This is a genomic window from Rhizobium rhododendri, assembly GCF_007000325.2.
Classification (GTDB): Bacteria; Pseudomonadota; Alphaproteobacteria; order Rhizobiales; family Rhizobiaceae; genus Rhizobium; species Rhizobium rhododendri.
The window spans coordinates 1190471-1208717 of sequence record NZ_CP117267.1 but is presented as its reverse complement, the minus strand read 5'-3'; the positions used below and the strand labels follow the sequence as shown (position 1 = coordinate 1208717).

At 59.9% G+C, this 18247-nt stretch carries 19 protein-coding genes; 10 read left to right on the top strand and 9 right to left on the bottom strand.

Annotated features, from left to right (window positions below):
* Positions 1 to 52: 52 nt before the first annotated feature.
* Together rpsB and PR018_RS06035 are read right to left on the bottom strand one after the other, a co-directional pair.
* On the bottom strand, positions 53 to 832 hold the full coding sequence (rpsB, locus tag PR018_RS06040) for a 30S ribosomal protein S2 (RefSeq protein WP_142822528.1): 780 nt from the start codon (positions 830 to 832) through the stop codon (positions 53 to 55).
* A gap of 203 nt (positions 833 to 1035) precedes the next feature.
* Positions 1036 to 1866 (bottom strand): cell envelope integrity EipB family protein, encoded by an 831-nt coding sequence (locus PR018_RS06035; RefSeq protein WP_142822527.1) that lies wholly within the window; start codon positions 1864 to 1866, stop codon positions 1036 to 1038.
* 135 nt (positions 1867 to 2001) lie between these two features.
* On the opposite strand from PR018_RS06035, the gene PR018_RS06030 reads away from it, so the two are divergent.
* The 4 genes from PR018_RS06030 to PR018_RS06015 are packed head-to-tail and all read left to right on the top strand — an operon-like array spanning position 2002 to position 4855.
* Positions 2002 to 2472: a RidA family protein gene (locus PR018_RS06030; protein WP_142822525.1), complete on the top strand. Its 471-nt coding sequence runs from the start codon at positions 2002 to 2004 to the stop codon at positions 2470 to 2472.
* Entirely contained in the window at positions 2469 to 3206 is a 738-nt protein-coding gene (locus tag PR018_RS06025) for a glycerophosphodiester phosphodiesterase (protein WP_142828859.1), read from the top strand. Before PR018_RS06030 ends, PR018_RS06025 begins: the two co-directional genes overlap by 4 nt.
* A complete protein-coding gene (locus PR018_RS06020) occupies positions 3196 to 4383 on the top strand; it encodes a GNAT family N-acetyltransferase (protein ID WP_142822522.1) in 1188 nt (395 codons plus the stop codon). Before PR018_RS06025 ends, PR018_RS06020 begins: the two co-directional genes overlap by 11 nt.
* A 43-nt stretch (positions 4384 to 4426) precedes the next feature.
* Entirely contained in the window at positions 4427 to 4855 is a 429-nt protein-coding gene (locus PR018_RS06015; protein WP_142822520.1) for an HIT family protein, read from the top strand.
* A 198-nt stretch (positions 4856 to 5053) separates the two neighbouring features.
* Here PR018_RS06015 and clpA read toward each other — a convergent pair whose 3' ends face one another.
* The 6 genes from clpA to PR018_RS05985 form a co-directional block, all read right to left on the bottom strand.
* Positions 5054 to 7576: an ATP-dependent Clp protease ATP-binding subunit ClpA gene (gene clpA, locus PR018_RS06010; protein ID WP_142822518.1), complete on the bottom strand. Its 2523-nt coding sequence runs from the start codon at positions 7574 to 7576 to the stop codon at positions 5054 to 5056.
* Between the two features lie 9 nt (positions 7577 to 7585).
* The gene (gene clpS, locus PR018_RS06005) at positions 7586 to 7939 is read right to left on the bottom strand and encodes an ATP-dependent Clp protease adapter ClpS (protein ID WP_111215503.1); all 354 of its coding nucleotides are present in this window, start codon (positions 7937 to 7939) and stop codon (positions 7586 to 7588) included.
* A gap of 263 nt (positions 7940 to 8202) precedes the next feature.
* A complete protein-coding gene (locus tag PR018_RS06000; RefSeq protein ID WP_142822516.1) occupies positions 8203 to 8562 on the bottom strand; it encodes a phasin family protein in 360 nt (119 codons plus the stop codon).
* A 188-nt stretch (positions 8563 to 8750) separates the two neighbouring features.
* A complete protein-coding gene (locus PR018_RS05995; protein WP_111215499.1) occupies positions 8751 to 8954 on the bottom strand; it encodes a DUF3126 family protein in 204 nt (67 codons plus the stop codon).
* A 111-nt stretch (positions 8955 to 9065) separates the two neighbouring features.
* Positions 9066 to 9890, bottom strand: a complete 825-nt coding sequence (cysE, locus tag PR018_RS05990; RefSeq protein WP_142822515.1) for a serine O-acetyltransferase — start codon at positions 9888 to 9890, stop codon at positions 9066 to 9068.
* A 104-nt stretch (positions 9891 to 9994) separates the two neighbouring features.
* Positions 9995 to 10816: an alpha/beta fold hydrolase gene (locus PR018_RS05985; RefSeq protein ID WP_142822513.1), complete on the bottom strand. Its 822-nt coding sequence runs from the start codon at positions 10814 to 10816 to the stop codon at positions 9995 to 9997.
* A 176-nt stretch (positions 10817 to 10992) separates the two neighbouring features.
* Between PR018_RS05985 and PR018_RS05980 the strand changes: the two genes are divergently transcribed.
* Together PR018_RS05980 and PR018_RS05975 are read left to right on the top strand one after the other, a co-directional pair.
* Entirely contained in the window at positions 10993 to 11238 is a 246-nt protein-coding gene (locus tag PR018_RS05980) for a zinc-finger domain-containing protein (protein ID WP_142822511.1), read from the top strand.
* A gap of 22 nt (positions 11239 to 11260) precedes the next feature.
* Entirely contained in the window at positions 11261 to 12421 is a 1161-nt protein-coding gene (locus PR018_RS05975) for an FAD-dependent monooxygenase (protein ID WP_142822510.1), read from the top strand.
* Here PR018_RS05975 and PR018_RS05970 read toward each other — a convergent pair whose 3' ends face one another.
* Positions 12422 to 13612: a cystathionine beta-lyase gene (locus PR018_RS05970; RefSeq protein ID WP_142822508.1), complete on the bottom strand. Its 1191-nt coding sequence runs from the start codon at positions 13610 to 13612 to the stop codon at positions 12422 to 12424. It abuts the gene before it with no gap.
* Positions 13613 to 13979: 367 nt separating this feature from the next.
* Here PR018_RS05970 and PR018_RS05965 point away from each other — a divergent pair, with 367 nt between their 5' ends.
* From PR018_RS05965 to PR018_RS05950, 4 genes are all read left to right on the top strand, one after another.
* Complete coding sequence (locus PR018_RS05965; protein WP_142822506.1) at positions 13980 to 15008, top strand: amino acid ABC transporter substrate-binding protein; 1029 nt, start codon at positions 13980 to 13982, stop codon at positions 15006 to 15008.
* A gap of 93 nt (positions 15009 to 15101) precedes the next feature.
* A complete protein-coding gene (locus PR018_RS05960) occupies positions 15102 to 16295 on the top strand; it encodes an amino acid ABC transporter permease (protein ID WP_142828861.1) in 1194 nt (397 codons plus the stop codon).
* A gap of 1 nt (position 16296) precedes the next feature.
* The gene (locus PR018_RS05955) at positions 16297 to 17451 is read left to right on the top strand and encodes an amino acid ABC transporter permease (protein ID WP_142822503.1); all 1155 of its coding nucleotides are present in this window, start codon (positions 16297 to 16299) and stop codon (positions 17449 to 17451) included.
* 17 nt (positions 17452 to 17468) lie between these two features.
* Entirely contained in the window at positions 17469 to 18242 is a 774-nt protein-coding gene (locus PR018_RS05950; protein ID WP_142822501.1) for an amino acid ABC transporter ATP-binding protein, read from the top strand.
* Positions 18243 to 18247 lie beyond the last annotated feature (5 nt).

Here is an 18247-nt window from a genome sequence, read left to right as displayed (position 1 = left end):
CTGAATTTCAGTCGCGGCCAGGCAGATTTTCATCCGCCTGCCGCTTGGTCAATCAAGCCTGCGGAGCAGGAGCAACTTCTTCTTCCAGGGTCGGCTCGAGCGGTGCTTCGAAAGCAGCGCCGAGATCGCGGCCGGACGAGCCCTGCTGACGGGCGATGCCGTCGATGGCAGCGCGCGAGATCAGTTCGCAATAGAGCGAGATGGCGCGCGAGGCGTCGTCGTTGCCCGGTATCGGATAATCGATCTGATCCGGATCGCAGTTCGAGTCGATGATCGCAACAACCGGGATGCCGAGACGCTTTGCTTCGTCGATGGCAATCTTTTCCTTGTTGGTGTCGATGATGAACATCAGGTCAGGTGTGCCGCCCATGTCGCGGATACCGCCGAGAGCCTTGTCCAGCTTTTCGCGTTCACGCTCAAGGTTGAGGCGTTCCTTCTTGGTGAAGCCCTGGGCGTCGCCGTTGAGGATTTCGTCGAGCTTGCGAAGGCGCTGGATCGAATTGGAGATGGTCTTCCAGTTCGTCATCATGCCGCCGAGCCAACGCGAGTTAACGTAATACTGAGCAGAACGCTTCGCGCTGTCAGCGATGATTTCAGACGCCTGGCGCTTGGTGCCGACGAACAGGACGCGGCCGCCACGGGCAACGGTGTCGCTGACAACCTGCAGGGCGCGGCTGAGCAAAGGAACGGTCTGCTGAAGGTCGATGATGTGGATGTTGCTGCGGTCGCCAAAGATGTATGGCTTCATCTTTGGGTTCCAGCGGTGTGTCTGGTGGCCGAAGTGAACGCCGGCTTCGAGAAGCTGGCGCATAGAAAAATCGGGCAATGCCATGCCTGGGTTACTCCTTATCCGGTTGAACCTCCGCAAGGCGAACAGCATCTTCTAGGAAGATACCACCGGGTGGAACGGTCCGGATTTCTCCCGGACAATCCCTTGCCTCACGTGTGGAATGAGGTGCCCATACTCTTCCCAGAGCAGAAAGGCAAGCAGTGTCGTTAAAATTACGCTAGCCCAGGACCTCGCATGCCAAAGGCCTACTTGCAGGCTTTGGCGTCCAGCATTTCGAGCTTGGTCAACTTTCCAGTCAAAACGAAATCGCCATAGTCCATCGTCAGGTCGCGGGTGATGCCGTTTTCGTAGAGCTTGAATGACATGCGGTAGACGGGCGTGGCGTCTCCATGGGCCTTCTCGTTGAAGTATGCGACCGTCACAGGCCAGAACGGCGTCTTAGCAAAGGCACCCGCCTTGTCGGCGTCCGTTGTGTCGCCGGCCTTGGGCGTTTCAGCCTTGCCGACCACGGTGGTTGCGGCCAGCGAGCGATCGCCATCGTCCGACCCGTCGAACACGTGGGCCTCAAAGAAGGTCTTGCCGAGCTTGGCGTTGTGGATGATGTCCAGCATATGCTCGGTCGGGAAGCGGCTCTCGGCCAGATCGATCTGCTTGGCAGACGGCTGCGCCAGATCGACCTTGACGCCCTTGGCGCTGTCGGCGGCGGCGCCACGGACATCCTTGTCCAGTGCGTCGTCGGTAAACGACTTGGTCTCGAACTTGAAGATCCGCTTGGTCAGGTCCTCGAAGGTCGTCGTCTGCTGGTCGCTCATGCGGGTCGCGTCGCCGGTGTCGATCTGGGTCACGAACCGGAAATTGGTGGTGAAGCCGGAGCAGTCAGAACCGGTGAATTCATAGACCATGCGACCGTACATGCCGGCGATACCGGAGCGATCCGTGGCATCCTTGAGTTCGAGATCGTAGATCGCACGATGGGCCACCAGCCCGCTCGGACCGGCTGCCTGCGCCGTTGCAAAAGACAGGCAAAGAGCGCCTGTACTGCCAAGGAGAACCGCGGCAAGACTCGAACGGAACATGCATTATCTCCTGTTGGACTCGCACACGATGTTATAAGAACGCTTTCGGTTAAACAAAGGCAAGCGCCCGCACATTGCGCGGATTGAGCCTTGATGACGGATTTTTGACGAAGTTACAACAAACGGGAGACGAAAATGTCCGACGAGATCAATGCCCGCCTGAGCCAGCTGGGCATCACCCTGCCCCAGGCGGCAGCGCCAGCCGCCAACTATGTTCCCTACGTCATCAGCGGCAACATGCTTACCATATCGGGCCAGTTGCCGATGGAAAACGGCAAGGTCGCCGTCACCGGTCATCTCGGCCGAAACGTCGATGTCGCCACCGGTCAGCGGGCGGCGGAGCTTTGCGCCATCAATATCCTGTCGCAGGCGAGTGCTGCCCTCGGCGGCGATCTCGGCCGTATCAAGCGGCTGATCAAGCTCAACGGCTTTGTCGCCTCCGTCCCTGAGTTCGGCGAGCAGCACCTTGTCATCAACGGTGCCTCCAACCTGCTGGCAACCGTGCTCGGCGATGCCGGCAAGCATGCCCGCGCAGCCGTCGGCATGGCTGCCTTGCCGTTCAACGCCGCCGTCGAAATCGATGCCATCATGGAAATCGGCGAATGAGCGAGATCGCCTGGCTCACCGCGCAACCGGTTGCCCATCGCGGGTATCACGACATGAACAAGACTGTCTGGGAGAATACGCTTTCGGCATTCTCCCGTGCTATCGAGGCCGGGTTTGCGATCGAGTGCGACCTGCACTACGCCGCCGACGGCGTCCCGGTGGTCTTCCACGACGACGACCTGCAGCGGCTCGGCAACCTGCCGGGCGCGCTGCGCGACCGCAGTTCGCAGGAACTCGGTCTGCTCTCGGTCGGAGGCACAAAAGACCGCATCCCAACGCTTAAACAGCTGCTGCAGCTCTGCGACGGGAAGGTGCCGCTGGTACTCGAACTGAAAGGCAAGGCGGGCGAGGATGCAGGTTTCGCCGAGACCGTGCTCGAGGTTCTCGAAGGTTACAAGGGCCATGTCGCACTGATGAGCTTCGATCACTGGCTGCTCAAGGATCTGAAGGCGCTGAAGCCGCCCTACCCGGTTGGCCTCACCGCCGATGGTTTCAAGCCTGAGACGTTTTTTGCCCATGACGAAGCCATGCAACTGGGTCTAGACTTCATCTCGTATTTTCACGGCGACCTGCCGAACGATTTCGTGACGGCGCAGCGCCAGCGCGGCATACCGGTCATCACCTGGACCGTGCGCGACGAGGCGGGAATCAAGCGTACGCTCGCCAACGCCGACCAGATGACCTTCGAAGGTTTTGACCCCAGGGAAAGCCCTATCCTCATCCATGACAGATGAACTGATCTTTCGCGCCGAACAGTCGTTCAAATCCATCTCTCCGGAGAGTTGGTCCCGGCTTGCCGGGGCCTCGCGGTCCGGCAGCATCCTGCCCTACAATCCCTTCGTGTCGCATGCCTATCTCTCGTCACTGGAGGAATCCGGGTCGGCGACCGAGAGGACGGGCTGGCTCGGGCACCATCTTTTGCTGGAAAAACCAGATGGCACCTTGCTCGGCGCCGTCGCCGGATATCTGAAAAACCATAGCCAGGGCGAATACGTCTTCGACCAGGGTTGGGCCGATGCTTTCGAGCGGGCCGGCGGTTCCTATTATCCCAAGCTGCAATGCGCGGTGCCCTTTACGCCGGCAACCGGGCCACGGCTGCTGGTGGCCGAAGGCCATGATCGCGACATGCTGCAGCCGGCACTGGCCGAGGGCCTCAAGGAAGTCACGCGGCAGATCGGTATTTCGTCGGCACACATCACGTTCCTGCCGAAAGCCGAGGTGGAACTGTTCGAGACGGATGGCTACCTTCACCGCACCGACCAGCAGTTTCACTTCATCAACAATGGCTATGCAAACCACGATGCGTTTCTCGAAACGCTCGCCTCGCGCAAGCGCAAGGGGCTGAAGAAAGAACGGCGGGCGGCACTCGAAGGCGGCATCACCATCGACTGGCTGACCGGCAAGGACCTCACCGAGGATATCTGGAATCAGTTCTTTGCCTTCTACATGGACACCGGCAGCCGCAAATGGGGCCGGCCCTACCTCACCCGCAAATTCTACTCGCTGATCGGCGAACGGATGGCCGACGACATCCTGCTGATCATGGCCAAGCGCGACGGCCGCTATGTTGCCGGCGCCATCAACTTCATCGGCGGCGATGCGCTCTACGGCCGCCATTGGGGCTGCATCGAGGATCACCCCTTCCTGCATTTCGAGGTCTGCTACCACCAGGCCATCGATTTCGCGCTTGCCAAGGGGCTGCAGCGGGTCGAAGCGGGAGCACAGGGAGAGCACAAGCTGGCGCGCGGCTACCTGCCCGTCACCACACACTCGGCACATTTCATCGCCCATCCCGGCCTCCGTCGGGCCGTCGGCGACTATCTGGAGCGCGAGCGGCAGGAGGTGGAGCAGATGGGCGAGATCCTTGCCGAGCACAGCCCCTTCCGAAAGGGCGAGCGGCAGGATAACTGAGCGCAGCCAAGACAGCAGCGGATCAACCGCGGAGACGATTTCGATGACCAGTTCCGCCTACGACAGCAGCAACATCTTTGCAAAAATCCTGCGTGGCGAGATCCCGTGTCACAAGGTCTACGAGGACGATTTCAGCCTGGCACTGATGGATGTCATGCCGCAGGCGCCCGGCCACACGCTGGTTATCCCCAAGCAGCCGTCACGCAACCTGCTCGACGCCTCGCCCGAGACGTTGTCGCATCTGATCGTGGTGGTTCAAAAGGTTGCAAATGCAGTCAAGCAAGCGTTCGACGCCGACGGCGTCTCCGTGGTCCAATTCAACGAGCCATCCGCCGGGCAGACCGTCTTCCACCTCCACTTCCACATCATCCCGCGCCACGAGGGAGCAGCACTCAAGCCGCATTCCGGCAAGATGGAGGATGGCGGAGTGCTGGCCGAAAACGCGCGCAAGATCATTGCGGCGATGTCGTGAGGATTGGCGCGGACCGTTGATCAATGCGAGTTAATAGCTGTCGGTTTGTCAATGTCGTAGGACGAGTGGCCCGTAGGTAGCTGACGCGTGGACGCCTGTGCATGTTCTGCTGTCGCAGTTCAGCAAGGGGCATGCATCGACTGCTCTCACACCATAAAAAATGCCGGGCTTTTGACCCGGCATTTTCTTGGATAGTCGTTACTTCTTGCGTGGCACCTTCGGCACCGTCGAGCTCTTGCGGGCCGGTTTGGCGTCTTCGTCGCCGCCAACTGTGGCCTTCACCTTTTTGGGTGCAGGCTTGGCGCCGGTTGCGATGTCGGCATTCTCGACGTTTTCGGCAATCACCACATCGCCGTCTTCGACCTCAATCGTCGGATCGACGACCTCGGCTTCAGGCTTCGGCTTGATACGGGCCGTCTCTGCAATGCATTCGAGCAGAATGCCTGGCTTGCCGTCTTCCTTCGGGCCGACCGTGACATTGACCACGCCACCCTTCTTCAGCTTGCCGAAGAGGATCTCGTTGGCCAATGGCTTCTTGATGTTCTCCTGGATGACGCGTCCGAGCGGACGAGCACCCATTTTCTCATCATAGCCGTTTTCAGCCAGCCAGTTGGTGGCATCGTCGTGCAGGTCGAAGGTGATGTTGCGTTCGGACAGCTGGGCTTCCAGCTGCATGATGAACTTCTGCACCACCTTGTAGATGACCTTGTTCGGCAGCGCTGCGAACGGAATGATCGCATCGAGGCGGTTGCGGAATTCCGGCGTGAAGAGCCTGTTCAGCGCTTCCTCGTCTTCGCCCGTCCGCTTTGCCGAGCCGAAGCCCATGGCAGCCTTGGCCATTTCAGACGCACCCGCATTCGTCGTCATGATCAGGATGACGTTGCGGAAGTCGATCTTCTTGCCGTTGTGGTCCGTCAGCGAGCCGTGATCCATGACCTGCAACAGGATGTTGAAGATGTCCGGATGGGCCTTCTCGATTTCATCGAGCAGCACGACGCAATGCGGATGCTGGTCGACGCCATCGGTCAACAGACCGCCCTGGTCAAAGCCGACATAGCCGGGAGGTGCGCCGAGCAGCCGCGAGACCGTGTGACGCTCCATGTATTCGGACATGTCGAAGCGCAGCAGTTCCACGCCGAGCGACGAGGCCAGTTGCTTGGCAACCTCGGTCTTGCCGACGCCTGTAGGGCCGGAGAAGACGTAGGAGCCGATTGGCTTGTCGGGTTCGCGCAGACCTGCACGGGCGAGCTTGATTGCCGTCGACAGGGCCTCGATGGCCGGATCCTGACCGTAGACGACCGAGCGCAGTTCCTTTTCCAGGTTGGCGAGAACCATCTCGTCGTCCTTGGAGACCGACTTCGGCGGAATGCGGGCCATCGTCGCGATCGTCGCTTCGATTTCCTTCTCGGTGATCAGCTTGCGGCGCTTCGACGGCGGCAGCAGCATCTGGGCTGCACCCGTTTCGTCGATGACGTCGATCGCCTTGTCCGGCAGCTTGCGGTCGGACAGGTAGCGGGCCGACAGTTCGACGGCCGACTTGATCGCCTCGTTGGAGTAACGCAGATGGTGATACTCTTCGAAATAGGGCTTCAGGCCCTTCATGATTTCGATGGCATCCTCGATCGACGGTTCGACGACGTCGATCTTCTGGAAGCGGCGCACGAGTGCCCGGTCCTTTTCGAAGAACTGACGGTATTCCTTGTAGGTCGTCGAGCCGATGCAGCGGATCGCACCGGAAGACAAGGCTGGCTTCAGCAGGTTGGACGCGTCCATTGCGCCGCCGGACGTGGCACCGGCGCCGATGACGGTATGAATTTCGTCAATGAACAGCACGGAGCCCGGATATTCCTCGAGTTCCTTGACGACCTGCTTGAGGCGCTCTTCGAAGTCACCGCGATAACGGGTGCCGGCGAGCAGCGTGCCCATGTCGAGCGAGAAGATCGTTGCATCCTGCAGCGCTTCCGGAACCTTGCCTTCAACGATACGCTTGGCCAGACCTTCGGCGATGGCGGTCTTGCCGACGCCGGGGTCGCCCACATAGAGCGGGTTGTTCTTGGAGCGCCGGCACAGGACCTGGATAGTTCGGTTGACCTCGGAGTGGCGGCCGATCAGCGGATCGATCTTGCCGGTCTTGGCCTTCTCGTTGAGGTTGACGCAATAGGCCTTGAGAGCATCCTGCGCCTTCTTGGGTCCGCCTTCTTCCTGCTCGCCACGCGATGTCGGCTTGCTTTCGGCATCGCCGTCGTCGACGCCACGTGGAGACCGGACCTGGGAGGAGCCCGGACGCTTGCCGATACCGTGCGAGATGTAGTTCACCGCGTCGTAGCGGGTCATTTCCTGCTCCTGCAGGAAGTATGCGGCATGGCTTTCGCGCTCGGCAAAGATAGCGACGAGAACATTAGCGCCCGTCACTTCCTCACGGCCCGAAGACTGCACATGGATCACCGCCCGCTGGATGACGCGCTGGAAGCCGGATGTCGGCTTGGAGTCCTCGTCATATCCGGTGATCAGGTTCGATAGTTCGTTGTCCACATATTCGATCAGCGTCTTGCGAAGCGAATCGAGGTCGACATTACAGGCGCCCATGACTGCCGCTGCATCTGCGTCGTCTACCAACGCCAACAGCAGATGTTCGAGTGTGGCATATTCATGATGCCGCTCGTTCGCGTATGTCAGTGCCTGATGCAGTGCCTTCTCGAGACTAGGCGAAAATGTTGGCACGTCAGATCCTCACTTCTTTTCCATAACACATTGTAGCGGGTGCTGGTGCTGCCGAGCGAAGTCCATCACTTGGCTTACCTTGGTCTCCGCCACTTCATATGTAAATATTCCACATTCGCCCACACCGTGATTATGAACGAGCAGCATAATACGGGTGGCTCCCTCGCGGTCCTTCTGGAAGAAACGCTCCAGAATGTGGATCACGAATTCCATTGGTGTGTAGTCGTCATTCAATATCAGCACGCGGTATAGATTGGGCTTCTTCGTCTTGGCTTTCGTCCGCGTAATGACCGAGGTCTCGCGATTACCGTTGCCCCCGTTCCTTTCGCTATCCTTCTGCATCCGGATCGGCTTGGCGATCATAGTCGTTCATTCCTCAAAGCACTCGGCGGGCATCGTTCAATTGCAAATCACCGGCCGAATATCCGAAACCCTAACTTAGTTCATATTGGCGGGATTTTAAGCCCCCCGCTCAACACTGCAATCACAATTCGTCTTCAAACAGGGCCACACCCTAAAAATCGCCCGAAAACAACGATGACGCCCGAACAAAAATGCAAGAGACCGGCGCGCGTTGCACGACCGGCCTTCTGAATGGTCTCTTCCACTGTCTTTCGTCGCCGCAATCAGGCCGCGCTGTTGGCCGAATCCCCGGCGTTACCGCTTGATCCGGCAGCAGCTTTCCGGGCGGGTTCATATACGGACCTGGCAAGACCGGCGTACATCTCGCCGATCTTCGCCGCCTCAGCGACAAAGCTCTCGTAGTAGGATTTCGCGAAATTGCTCTGAAGCTCCAAGGCAGCATCGAGGCTGGTCACACTCGACAGCGTGCCGACATGCGACACTGCGTCCTCGAATGATTTCTTGGAATAACCGGCCGCCTCTGCGGCAATGGCCTGCACGCTCAACGCGGCCTGGGTGTAATTCTTAAGCGCCTCGTCGATAGCGTCGGTGTCGGGCGCAGCGTTCTGTTTGTTGTTCAGCATATGGTCCTCCAACCGTAGTCGATTGGAGAAAATTTAGGTGCACTGCACAAATAGTCAACCGTTTTGACGATTTTGTGCATCACCTTGAGTTGTAAGACGGGTCAGTGACCTCGGCGCTGATGCTTGCCTCTCAGCGGCATAGCCGGGTCCTGAACCAGCCGCCGAAGCGGCCGGTTGGCATCTATAGATCAAAGATCGACCTCGAGGATTGCCATTGAGAAATTGTAGGAACGATCGCCATCCTCGTCGTCGACATAGACGAGCCCCAGGAACTCGTCGCCGAGGTAGACTTCGGCCGAATCGTCCTTGCGAGGACGTGCCTTGACCGCCATCAGCGGATTGAGGCTGCGTTTGAAATAGGCGTCGAGCTTCTTGATTTCGTCTGGCTTCACGATTGATCTCCGTAACCGTAGATTGGGGGCGGGTTGTTGCATGGGAAAAGCGGCGATGTAAAGACAAAGGCGGCCCTCAGCTGCCCTACCGCCGGGAGCATGGCGGCTCGGTCAGATTCCGGCGCCGATAATCTGGTCCATGATGCGCGATGGCTCGGAGCAACCGGCGGTTCCGACGACCTTGGCCGGCACACCGGCAACGGTGGTGTTCGGCGGTACTTCCTTCAGCACAACGGAGCCTGCCGCGATCCGCGAGCAATGGCCGATGGCGATATTGCCGAGGATCTTGGCGCCGGCGCCGATGAGCACGCCGTTGCCGATCTTCGGGTGCCGATCGCTGCCTTCCTTGCCGGTGCCGCCAAGGGTGACGCCGTGCAGGATGGAGACGTTATCGCCGATAACAGCCGTCTCGCCGACGACGAGGCCAGTGGCATGGTCGAGGAAGATGCCCTTGCCGAGACGCGCGGCCGGATTGATGTCGGTCTGGAAAACGCTCGATGCACGGCTCTGCAGGTAGAGCGCAAAATCCCGGCGGCCGCGATTGAGCAGCCAGTGCGCAAGCCGGTGCGTCTGGATCGCCTGGAACCCCTTGAAATAGAGCACCGGTTCCATGAAGCGGAGGCAGGCCGGATCGCGGTCATAAAACGCCTGGATATCGACGCGCAGGATGGCGCCCCACTCCGGCCAATCGGTAAGCATCTCGTCGAACGTCTGGCGCAAGAGGATTGCCTGGATATCGGGATGGTCGAGGCGTTCGCAGATCCGGTAGATCACACATTCCTCGAGCGACCGGTGATTGACCACGGTCGAATAGAGGAAAGCGGCCAGCACAGGATCCCGTTCGGCCGCAGCCCGCGCTTCGTCGCGCATGCTGTCCCAGATAGGGTCGACCGTCTTGACGCTGTCGATATGGCGAATATCCGATGTCGCTACCATGGGTCGCGTCCTCTTTCCGTATTGGAAGATCGTTATATAGAGCAAGATCAGAGCAATATAAATGGGTGACGCAGGCTCAATCTTTGGAATGGATTTGCTGGACCCTAGGCCGAGACCTCGCCACCCGGCTGGCTGCCGCCATCTTCCAGCGCCACCCGCTGGTAGAATTCCAGGACCGCCGCCTTGAAGACGCGGTCGCCGACGGCAAGCATATGATCGCGACCCGGTATATCGAGGGCTTGCGCACGCTGCATCAGCGCTGCAAGTTCCTGCGGCGAACCGGCGATGTCGTCCTTGGTGCCGACACCGATCAGGGTCGGCGCAGCAATCGTTCCCATGTCGTCCCGGCTGATGAGATCTCGGGAACCGCGAATGCATGCGGCCAGCGCAACGCGGTCGCTTTTCGTCTGGTCGGCAAAGCTGCGGAACATGCGGCCTCGCGCATGCTCCACGGTCTCCAGCGACGGTGCCAGAAGCGCATCGGCAATCGGATCCCAGTCGCCGACGCCATCCGTCATGCCGATCCCGAGGCCCCCGAGCACCAGCGAGCGAACCCTCTCGGGCCGGGCGAGCGCCAGGAAGCTGGAAATACGGGCGCCCATTGAATAGCCCATCACATGGGCGCGCGCGATGCCGAGATGATCGAGAAGCGCCGATGCATCTTCCGCCATCACCCAAGGGCGATAGGCGTCCGGTTCATGTGGCTTGCCGCTGGCGCCATGGCCGCGATTGTCGAGAGCGATGACCCGGTAGCCCGCCTCGCCCAGCGTCTTCAGCCAGCCGGGATAGACCCAGTTGACCGCGGCAGTAGAAGCGAAGCCGTGTATCAGCAGGACTGGCGGAGCCTGACGGTCGCCCTCGTCGAAATAGGCCAATTCCAGATCGTCATGGCGAAAAGTGGAGAAATCGGGGGCGTTGAGGTTCATGGTATCGTTCCTGTGTCGACGCCCTTCCTAAATTATCGTCGCCGCCCGGTGAACCCTGCCCTGCACAAAATCTGGTGAGGCACAAAATCTGTCACGTCGCCTTGCGTTTCGCACTACACAACCCGGTCGAAGGATTATAAGGTCGCGCCACTTATCAGAAGCTTTTGGAGATCCGCATGGCCGGCCATAATATTCCGCATTTCCAGAACGACGGCGGCCATCGGGTGATCGAGATCGGCGTCAAGGAGTTCATGTGCACCGGCGCCTCCTCCCCCTTCGACCATCCGCATATCTTCATCGACATGGGCGACGATAACGAAAAAGTCTGCTCCTATTGCTCGACCCTCTATCGCTATAACGCCTCGATAAAAGCCGATCAGACCAATCCGACTGGCTGTGTCTTCGAGTTCAGGGCCGCTTGACCCGCCGGGAGCGGACGCTCCAATGCCCCTGAAGAAGGTCGCGATCATCGGTGCCGGCATCGCCGGGCTGACCACAGCCCTATCTTTTGCCCGGCACGGGATCGAATCAGAAATTTTCGAAAGGGCCGAGACGCTGACAGAAGTCGGCGCCGGCCTGCAGATATCGCCGAACGCATCGCGGATCCTCGATGAACTCGGCCTGCTCGACGAGCTCGCCGACTTGTGGCTTGAGCCGGAGGCCATCCGCCTCGTTTCCGGACGCTCGCTACGCCAGATCGCTGCCGTGCCGAGCGGTGCCTTTGCGCGCGTCCGCTGGGATGCACCCTACGGCGCCCTGCACCGCGCGACCCTGCAAGGCGTCCTGTTGCGGGCGGTGCAAGCCAATCCGCTCTGTCGTCTGCATTTCGGCGCAGGCTTCGATGCCTCAACACCGGATGCCCTGTGGCCAGGCGGACGTAAGCCTGAGCTGATCGTTGGCGCCGACGGTGTATGGTCGAAGGTGCGCAGCAGCGTGGCTGGCAGCGGCAACCCGAAATTTTCCGGCAACATCGCCTGGCGCTTCATGGTCCCCGAGGCCGAAGCGCCGGCAATTCTCGATCGTACCAGCGTGACCGCCTATCTGGGCCCCGCCGCACATCTCGTCTGTTATCCGCTGAAAGAGGCGTCAGCCTTCAACTTCGTGGCGATCTGCGCCGGCGGCGGCGTCGGAAACGACTGGAGCGCTGCCGCAAGTCCTGCGCAGCGCACGCTGTTGCGCCAGCATTTTGCCGACTGGAACAGTGACCTGTCTGATCTGCTCGATCGGCAAGCGGATCCGACCGTCTGGCCGCTCTACGAAGTCGGCGCGGGACGCTGGCACAACGACCGCGACACGGTGCTGATCGGCGACGCCGCGCATGCGATGATGCCGTTTGCGGCGCAGGGCGCAGCCATGGCGATCGAGGATGCCTTCGAACTTGCCGGCGCCGTCAGCCGTCAGCCGTTGCCGGAAGCGCTGGTTGACTTCGAGGCGAGGCGCGAACCGCGGGTTGCCCGGCTGCGCAAACGCGCCGCCTTCAACCGCTTTGCCTACCATGCGCGAGGACCGATCCGGCTTGGACGTGACCTGGTCCTGTCGCTGCGCCCACCGCAAACCCTTGCGGCAGACCTCGACTGGATCTTCGACTACCGCGCCTTCGGCTGATCAGACGGCCGCTGCCGCAGCAAGGCCTCTCTCGATGTCGGCCTTGACGTCAGCAACATCCTCAAGCCCGATCTGCAGGCGCAGCACCGGCCCCTCCTTGGGTGCCTTGCAGATCCGCCGGTCACTGAGATTGACGTGAACAGCAAGGCTTTCGAACCCGCCCCAGGAATAGCCGAGCCCGAAGATCGACAGGGCGTCGAGAAAGGCATGCGCCTTGGCCCGGAACATGTCCGGCGTGTCGACGGCAAGCACGATTGAGAAGATGCCGCTCGAACCCGTAAAGTCGCGCTTCCAGAGATCGTGGCCCGGAAAGCTCGGCAGCGCCGGATGCAGCACGCGTGCGACATCGTCACGGCTCTCCAGCCATTCTGCGAGCGCCAGCGCGCTCTGCTGGTGCCGCTGGAGGCGGATGCCCATCGTTCTAAGCCCGCGCAGCACCTGGTAGGCATCGTCAGGGGCGCCGCAGATGCCAAGTGCGATTCTGGCGTCGTGCAGCTGCTGCCAATGGGCCGCATTCGCCGAGACGGTGCCCATGAGCACATCCGAATGGCCAGCGGGATACTTGGTCGCGGCGTGGATCGAGATGTCGACGCCATGGTCGAGGGGCTTGAAATAGAGTGGCGTGGCCCAGGTATTGTCCATCGTAACGACGCAACCATGCTTGTGGGCAACGGCTGCAATCGCCGATATATCCTGCATCTCGAAGGTGTTCGAGCCCGGCGCTTCCGTGTGCACCAGCCTGGTATTCGGCTTGATCAACTGCTCGATACCAGCGCCGACGAGCGGGTCGTAGTAATCGACGGCCACGCCCAGGCGCTTCAGCATCGTCTCGCAGAAGTTGCGGGTCGGGGTATAGACGGAATCGACGATCAGGGCGTGGTCTCCGGCCGAAAGGAACGCCAGAAACGGCACAGTAATGGCAGCAAGACCGGAGGGCACGATAATGGTCCCTGCAGAGCCCTCGAGCTCATTGATTGCCTCGCAGAGCGCATCCGTCGTCGGCGTGCCGCGCGTGCCATAGGTATACTTCTGCTCGCGGATCTCCATCGCACGGGCGTTGGGAAACAGGACGGTCGATGCGTGGACAACCGGCGGGTTGACGAAACCATAGTAGTCGGAAGGCTTCGGCCCAGCATGCGACAAGCGGGTATTGATGCCGGCGTTTTGCAGGAAACTCTTGTTTTCGATCATCTTAATAACTGCCTCGGGCCTATCGGAAAGCTTGACTTGTGGCTGGCGAACTCGGTGTCGTCAAGTCTCGTGGGCAGGCCGGTCCGGCAGGCCAACGCAACCTGCCCTTTTTAACCGCAGCGAAGACCTGACTATTTAATTTGCAGCCCAAGCCCATTCATTATGCATGCGCTCATTGTCCGGTCAAAAACCGAGAAAACACTTTCGGAAATCATGTTTATCGTGACCGAGGGTTGACCGTGACCGAATTTGCGATTGTGATGTCGGCACTCACGCCGGGGGGCAAACCAACGTCACCAACGAAAAGTTGTGCCAACGCGTGAAGAGGTTCAAATATAACAAGAGAACAACAAAGGTTGGGAAAACAATGAGCAGCAAGATTCTGACAGGTGCGGTCGGCGCGGCGATCTTCGTCCTTGGTGCATCCTACTCGCACGCTGGCACGCTTGACGATGTCAAGAAGAAGGGCTTCGTGCAGTGCGGTGTCAACGGCTCGAACCTGGCTGGCTTCGGCGCGCAGGATTCGTCTGGCAAATGGTCCGGTCTCGACGTCGACCTCTGCAAGGCAGTTGCAGCCGCCGTCTTCGGCGACGTTTCCAAGGTCAAGTACACCCCGCTTTCGGCGAAGGATCGTTTCCCGGCGCTTCAGTCTGGCGAAATCGACATTCTTGCCCGCAACACGACCTGGAGCGCCAGCCGTGACAGCCAGCTCGGCTTCGATTTCCGTGCGGTCAACTACTATGACGGCCAGGGCTTCATGGTCCACAAGGCAATCGGCGTGAAATCTGCTCTGGAACTTTCCGGCGCTGCCGTCTGCGTCCAGTCCGGCACGACGACCGAACTCAACCTCGCCGACTACTTCAAGGCCAACAAGCTCGAATACAAGCCTGTCGTGTTCGAAAAGCAGGAAGAAGTCGACGCCGCCTATTCGTCCGGCCGTTGCGACGTCTACACGACCGACCAGTCGGGCCTGTACTCGATCCGCCTGTCGCTCGCCAATCCCGACGACAACATCGTCCTTCCGGAAATCATCTCCAAGGAGCCGCTCGGCCCAGCCGTTCGCCAGAACGACTCCAAGTGGTTCGACGTGGTTTCCTTTGCCCACTACGCCATGGTTTCTGCTGAAGAGTTCGGCATCACACAGGCAAATGTCGATGAAATGACGAAGTCCGAAAATCCGGACATCAAGCGTTTCCTCGGCCAGGAAAAGGACGAGACGATCGGCAAGGATCTCGGACTTGACGAGAAGTGGGCCTACAACATCGTCAAGCTCGTCGGCAACTACGGCGAAGTGTTCGAGCGCAACGTCGGCGAAGGCAGCCCGCTGAAGATCAAGCGTGGCCTCAACGCTCTCTGGAACAAGGGCGGCCTGCAGTACTCGCCGCCGATCCGCTAATCACCGACTGACCACGCTGCGGGAACCCATGCTTGGTTCCCGCAGTCGAACTATAACGCCCAGAAAGGGCGAGTGGATATAAGGGGATAATGCATGGCCGTTGCAGCCGCAGAGGGGAACGGCAGCCGTCGTTCGAGGCACTCTTTGCTTTACAACCCGAAACTGCGCCAATTTATCTACCAGGCGCTGACCGTAATCTTCATTGTCTGGCTGGTCTGGTACGCAAGCTCGAATGCCGCGCAGAACCTTGAAAAAGCCAACATGAGGGCGAGCCTCACCTTCCTGAACGGCCGCGCCGGCTTCGATATCGCGCAGACGCCGATCCAGTATTCGAGTGACTCGACCTATCTGCGTGCCCTCACCCTCGGCCTGATCAACACGCTCATCGTGGCCGCCTGCGGGATCGTGACCGCAACGATCATCGGGTTGCTGGTCGGCATGGGTCGCCTGTCGCACAACTGGCTGATCGCCAAACTATCGACGGTCTACGTCGAGATCTTCCGCAACATTCCGCCGCTTCTGGTCATCTTCTTCTGGTACAAAGGCGTGCTGTCGCTGCTGCCGGATGTCAAGAAGGCCATGTCTCTGCCGTTGTCCGTCTATGTCAGCAATCGCGGCGTATACATGCCCGCGCCGATCTTCGGCGCCGGTATATGGACTGTCCCGGTCGTCTGTGCCGTGGGCATTATCGGCGCCATCGTCTACACCCGCTGGGCCAACAAGCGCCAGCTGGCAACCGGCAAGCGTCCGCCGGTTCTTCTCGTCAATCTCGCCCTGATTATCGGCCTTCCGCTACTGGCCTTCGCCATCGCAGGTTTCCCCGTGACGTTCGATATCCCCGTGCTCGGCAAGTTCAACATGAACGGCGGCACGGTGGTCGGACCCGAATTCCTGTCGCTGTACATGGCCCTGTCGTTCTACACCGCCGCATTCATCGCCGAAATCGTACGCTCCGGCATCCGCGGTGTCTCAAAGGGGCAATCGGAAGCAGCCCATGCGCTGGGCATCCGCCCCGGCCTGACGACGCGGCTTGTCGTCCTGCCACAGGCATTGCGGATCATCATTCCACCGCTGACATCGCAATACCTGAACCTGACGAAGAACTCGTCGCTGGCCGTCGCCATCGGGTATGCGGACTTGGTGGCCGTGGGAGGGACGATCCTCAACCAGTCCGGTCACTCGATCGAGATCATCGGCATCTGGATGGCGATCTATGTTTCGCTGAGCCTGATCACGTCGCTGTTCATGAACTGGTTCAACGCCCGTATGGCATTGGTGGAGCGCTAAGATGGCCGTTCAGATTGCTTTTCTTCGAGAGAAACTCATTGCCCCGGAAGCGGCTCCGCTGAGTGACAAGACCGTTCGCGGCTGGGCCAAGCACAATCTTTTCGCTACGCCCAAGGACGCCATCCTCAGCGTCGTGGTGGCAGTCATTGCCGTCTGGTTCCTGCTTTCGGTCGTGGAATTCCTGTTCATCAACGCCGTCTGGGTCGGGAAAGACAGGACATTTTGCGCCACTGTCAGCCAGGGCGGCATCCAGCCGGATGGCTGGAGCGGCGCCTGCTGGGCCTATGTCGGCGACTGGTTCACGGCCTTCATGGTCGGCTCCTATCCCCGTGACCAGATTTGGCGGCCGATCCTGATCGCCGTGCTGTTCGTGGCACTGCTGGTTCCATTCCTGATACCGTCTGCACCGCGCAAAGGCTGGAATGCGGCTCTTCTGCTGGTGGGCTTGCCGATCCTCGCCTATATCCTGCTTCTCGGCGGTTCATTCGGCCTGACCCATGTCGAGACGTCCCTCTGGGGCGGCCTGATGGTGACGCTGATCCTGTCCTTCGTCGGCATCGTCGTATCGCTGCCCTTCGGGATCGTGCTCGCCCTCGGGCGACGATCGGACATGCCGATCCTTAGGGGTGCCTGCATCGGCTTCATCGAACTGGTGCGTGGCGTACCGCTGATTACCGTGCTGTTCATGGCCAGCGTGCTGCTGCCGCTGTTCCTGACTCCTGGCACGAATATCGACAAATTCCTGCGGGCGCTCGTCGGCGTGTCAATTTTCGCATCGGCCTACATGGCGGAAGTCATTCGTGGGGGTCTGCAGGCTATCCCCAGAGGACAGTACGAAGGTGCGGACTCGCTCGGACTGAACTACTTCCAGAAGATGACGTTCATCATCATGCCGCAGGCCATCAAGCTGGTCGTACCGGGCATCGTCAACACGTTCATCGGGATGTTCAAGGACACCTCGCTGGTGTCGATCATCAACATGTACGACCTGCTCGGCATCGTCAAAGCCAGCTTCGGCGATTCCCGATGGCTGACGCCGGTGACACCGCTGACGGGGCTGATATTTGCCGGCTTCGTTTTCTGGCTGTTCTGCTTCGGCATGTCGCGATATTCGTACTTCATGGAACGCCACCTAGACACTGGCCACAGGAAATAAGATCGAGGGAATAGATCATGGCTGAAGCTCAATTGAAAAAACTGGAAGTCTCGACGACCGACGTCGCCGTCGAAATTATCAACATGAACAAGTGGTACGGCGATTTCCACGTGCTGCGCGACATCAACCTGAAGGTCATGCGCGGCGAGCGCATCGTCATCGCCGGCCCGTCGGGCTCCGGCAAGTCGACGATGATCCGTTGCATCAACCGGCTGGAAGAGCACCAGAAGGGCAATATCCTCGTCGACGGCGTCGAACTCACCAACGATCTGAAGAAGATCGATGAAGTGCGCCGCGAAGTGGGCATGGTGTTCCAGCACTTCAACCTGTTCCCGCACCTGACAATTCTCGAGAACTGCACGCTGGCGCCGATCTGGGTGCGCAAGATGCCGAAGAAGCAGGCCGAGGAAGTTGCGATGCACTTCCTCACCCGCGTCAAGATCCCCGACCAGGCCAACAAGTATCCGGGCCAGCTCTCCGGCGGGCAGCAGCAGCGCGTCGCCATTGCCCGTTCGCTCTGCATGAACCCGAAAATCATGCTCTTCGACGAACCGACGTCGGCACTCGATCCGGAAATGATCAAGGAAGTTCTCGACACCATGGTGGGCCTTGCGGAAGAAGGCATGACGATGCTTTGCGTCACCCACGAAATGGGCTTTGCCCGCCAGGTTGCGAACCGGGTCATCTTCATGGATCAGGGACAGATCGTCGAGCAGAACTCGCCCGCCGAGTTCTTCGACAATCCGCAGCATGAGCGCACCAAGCTGTTCCTCAGCCAGATCCTGCACTGATCGTC

Excerpts from the sequence above, each read along its gene's own strand:
- cysE (WP_142822515.1), bottom strand. The coding sequence starts at position 9,890 with ATGGTAGCGACATCGGATATTCGCCATATCGACAGCGTCAAGACGGTC.
- PR018_RS06030 (WP_142822525.1), top strand. The coding sequence starts at position 2,002 with ATGTCCGACGAGATCAATGCCCGCCTGAGCCAGCTGGGCATCACCCTG.
- PR018_RS06000 (WP_142822516.1), bottom strand. The coding sequence starts at position 8,562 with ATGCTGAACAACAAACAGAACGCTGCGCCCGACACCGACGCTATCGAC.
- PR018_RS06015 (WP_142822520.1), top strand. The coding sequence starts at position 4,427 with ATGACCAGTTCCGCCTACGACAGCAGCAACATCTTTGCAAAAATCCTG.
- rpsB (WP_142822528.1), bottom strand. The coding sequence starts at position 832 with ATGGCATTGCCCGATTTTTCTATGCGCCAGCTTCTCGAAGCCGGCGTT.
- PR018_RS06025 (WP_142828859.1), top strand. The coding sequence starts at position 2,469 with ATGAGCGAGATCGCCTGGCTCACCGCGCAACCGGTTGCCCATCGCGGG.
- PR018_RS05960 (WP_142828861.1), top strand. The coding sequence starts at position 15,102 with ATGGCCGTTGCAGCCGCAGAGGGGAACGGCAGCCGTCGTTCGAGGCAC.
- PR018_RS05975 (WP_142822510.1), top strand. The coding sequence starts at position 11,261 with ATGCCCCTGAAGAAGGTCGCGATCATCGGTGCCGGCATCGCCGGGCTG.
- PR018_RS06020 (WP_142822522.1), top strand. The coding sequence starts at position 3,196 with ATGACAGATGAACTGATCTTTCGCGCCGAACAGTCGTTCAAATCCATC.
- PR018_RS05965 (WP_142822506.1), top strand. The coding sequence starts at position 13,980 with ATGAGCAGCAAGATTCTGACAGGTGCGGTCGGCGCGGCGATCTTCGTC.
- PR018_RS05980 (WP_142822511.1), top strand. The coding sequence starts at position 10,993 with ATGGCCGGCCATAATATTCCGCATTTCCAGAACGACGGCGGCCATCGG.
- PR018_RS05950 (WP_142822501.1), top strand. The coding sequence starts at position 17,469 with ATGGCTGAAGCTCAATTGAAAAAACTGGAAGTCTCGACGACCGACGTC.
- PR018_RS05985 (WP_142822513.1), bottom strand. The coding sequence starts at position 10,816 with ATGAACCTCAACGCCCCCGATTTCTCCACTTTTCGCCATGACGATCTG.
- PR018_RS06035 (WP_142822527.1), bottom strand. The coding sequence starts at position 1,866 with ATGTTCCGTTCGAGTCTTGCCGCGGTTCTCCTTGGCAGTACAGGCGCT.
- clpS (WP_111215503.1), bottom strand. The coding sequence starts at position 7,939 with ATGATCGCCAAGCCGATCCGGATGCAGAAGGATAGCGAAAGGAACGGG.
- PR018_RS05970 (WP_142822508.1), bottom strand. The coding sequence starts at position 13,612 with ATGATCGAAAACAAGAGTTTCCTGCAAAACGCCGGCATCAATACCCGC.
- PR018_RS05955 (WP_142822503.1), top strand. The coding sequence starts at position 16,297 with ATGGCCGTTCAGATTGCTTTTCTTCGAGAGAAACTCATTGCCCCGGAA.